General features: G+C 68.7%; 3 protein-coding genes. 1 reads left to right on the forward strand and 2 read right to left on the reverse strand.

What is annotated here, in order from left to right:
- On the forward strand, positions 1-875 hold an 875-nt coding region (locus tag ABZS43_RS36505), incomplete at its 5' end, for an AIM24 family protein (protein WP_355040582.1).
- A gap of 6 nt (positions 876-881) precedes the next feature.
- On the opposite strand, the gene ABZS43_RS36510 is transcribed toward ABZS43_RS36505, so the two are convergent.
- Positions 882-1,895: a DUF6745 domain-containing protein gene (locus ABZS43_RS36510; protein WP_355040583.1), complete on the reverse strand. Its 1,014-nt coding sequence runs from the start codon at positions 1,893-1,895 to the stop codon at positions 882-884.
- A gap of 53 nt (positions 1,896-1,948) precedes the next feature.
- Positions 1,949-2,275, reverse strand: coding sequence for a hypothetical protein (locus ABZS43_RS36515; RefSeq protein WP_355040584.1), 327 nt, complete (start codon positions 2,273-2,275; stop codon positions 1,949-1,951).
- Positions 2,276-2,445 lie beyond the last annotated feature (170 nt).

Below are 2,445 nucleotides of genomic sequence, written 5' to 3' on the forward strand. Positions count from 1 at the left end.
CGCCACCGTTTCCGCCCGCAGCTCAGCCCTATGCGCCGCCGGGACAGCCCCCGGCCGGTCCCCCGCCCTCCGCGCCCGGCTATCCGCCGCCCGCCGCCCCGCCTCCGATGTCAGCACCGCAGCAAGGAGCACTGCCGATGCAGAGCGATCTGTTCAACCCCAGCTTCGCCGAGGCCACCGGCGTCGGTATCCAGAAGCAGGGCGGCAAAATGATCAAGGTCGCCGTCAACGGCGAGACCATGGCACGCACCGGATCGATGGTCGCCTATCAGGGCGACCTGAATTTCCAGGCCCTCGGCTCCGGCGGTATCGGCCGCGCGATCCAGCAGCGGCTCACCGGCGAAGGCGTGCCGTTGATGAAGGTGTCGGGGCGTGGTGACCTGTTCCTGGCCAGCAATGCCTCCGATGTGCACACCATCGATCTGGACGGCAGTGACGGGCTCACCATCAACGGCGCCAACGTCCTCGCCTTCGACTCGAGTCTGCGCTACGACGTCAAACGCGTCCAGGGCGCCGCCGGATACGCCAGTAACGCGGGACTTTTCAACTGCGTGTTCACCGGACGCGGGCGCATCGCCATCACCACCCACGGCACCCCGGTGGTGCTGAATGTCGATCAGCCCACCTATGCCGATCCGCAGGCCGCCGTAGCCTGGTCATCCAGTCTCCAGACCGGTATCAAACGCAATGACTCCTTCGGACTCGGTCGCCTCATGGGCCGCAGTACCGGCGAGGGCCTCACGCTGTCCTTCTCCGGCCGCGGATTCGTCATCGTCCAGCCCTCCGAACTGCCGCCGGGCGGTCTCATCGCCGGCACCGGCGGTGGTCAACAGGCGGGCCAGAGCGGCGGCATGTTCGGCGGAATCCTCGGTTGAGCGAACTCAGGTCTGCTTCAGCGGTGCGTAGTCCTCGGCGCTGACCCCGAAGGTCCAGGCCACTCCCTCCCGAGCGGTCTCCGTCGTCGGCGGAACCCGCAGCCAGTAGGTACGACTGGTGCCGTCGGGTTCGGGTGTGGAGTTGACGACCTCGACCATCGCCACATCCTCGTCACCGTCCAGTTCGATACGCCAGAGCACGCCCGTCTCGTCCCGGTGGATCGGGCGGGCGCCGGATTCGTCGAGGTAGCGGTCGTAGCCGTAGTACTCCAGCATCACCCGGCGCAGTTCGGCGTTCTCCTCTTCGCGAATCCGCTCGGCGGTCAATGTGCGCAGTCCGTCGAGGAATTCGGCGGGAACCGGCATGCCGCGCCACGCGTGCAGGGCGAATCCGTCGGCGTAGGCGAGGGCGGGGCCGTCGGCGCGGTCGAGGCGACCGGCTTCGTCGCGGTGCAGTTCGACGGGGCGTTCGCTGATCAGTGCGACCTTCTCGTAGGGCCACCACCAGCCCGCCTCGGCGGCGATCGCGGCCAGCGCGTCGAGCGGATCACCGGGGTCGGTGCCGAACGCGGACAGCCACGCGGCGTCGTGCTGGCCGAGTGCGGCGTCGAGCAGCAGCAGACGAATCTCGTCGCGCTCCTCGCGCTTCGACGCGGCCGCATCGATGACCCCGGCCCTGATGCGGTCGATCACGGTGCTGGTCAGCTCCCAGAGATCCGCGCCGGTCGCCTGCCAATGCTCGCCGAATCCGGTCGGGCCGAGTTCGGCGTGCACACGCGCACGCTCGGCCGCCCACGGAGCGTTGCGCACGGCCTCCCGCACACAGGCCCCGGTCTCCCCGAGCGCCCCCACCGTCCGCACCATGTGTACCGCCTCCAGCGGCGAACGAACCCAGGCGATGCGCTCGGGCTCGGGGAGTCCGGCGCGCCGGTAGCACGAGCGCACCGCGTGCTCCACCACTGCGCGATCACCAGGGCCGGTCGCCGTCGCCACCGATCTCCATTCATTCCGCTTTGCCACGAATTCGCTCAATTCCGTTCTTCCCGAATACTTTTCGACGATCTCGGCACGAATCAGTCCGCGACGACGCGGACCGAACCCGGCACGTACTCCCGCTGACGCACCACCCGGTACCACCCCTTCGGCAGTGCGATGGCGGCGTGTTCCTCGTGGACGACGCGCCCGCCCTCGGGTAGGTGCAGCAGCATCGGGCCGGTCGCGCCCGCCTCGCGAATCAAGGCGCCGGGGCCCTGGACCGCGTGCGCGTGGCCGGTGACCTCACCGAGTGCGAGCACCAGCCTGCCCCTGTCGTCCCGTGCCTCCGAAGGTCTGTGCGCGAGCGACTCGGGTACGGCGCTCCCGTCGAGCGCCATGATCAGGACATCGCCTTGCCGATACATGGTTTTTCCTCCCGTCACGGCCCGCGATCGGCGCCGTGCCCAGACCGTAGCGCGCGGCACCGACAAGCCCCGTCCGCCTAGGTTCTGTCTCCCAATCGTCTGATTAGTCAGCTTGGAGTGGCCGGTGGTGCATCATGTCCGCTGTGGCGAGGTCGGCGGGTGATCGGTTT

The organism is Nocardia sp. NPDC005366, from assembly GCF_040606855.1.
Lineage (GTDB): Bacteria > Actinomycetota > Actinomycetes > Mycobacteriales > Mycobacteriaceae > Nocardia.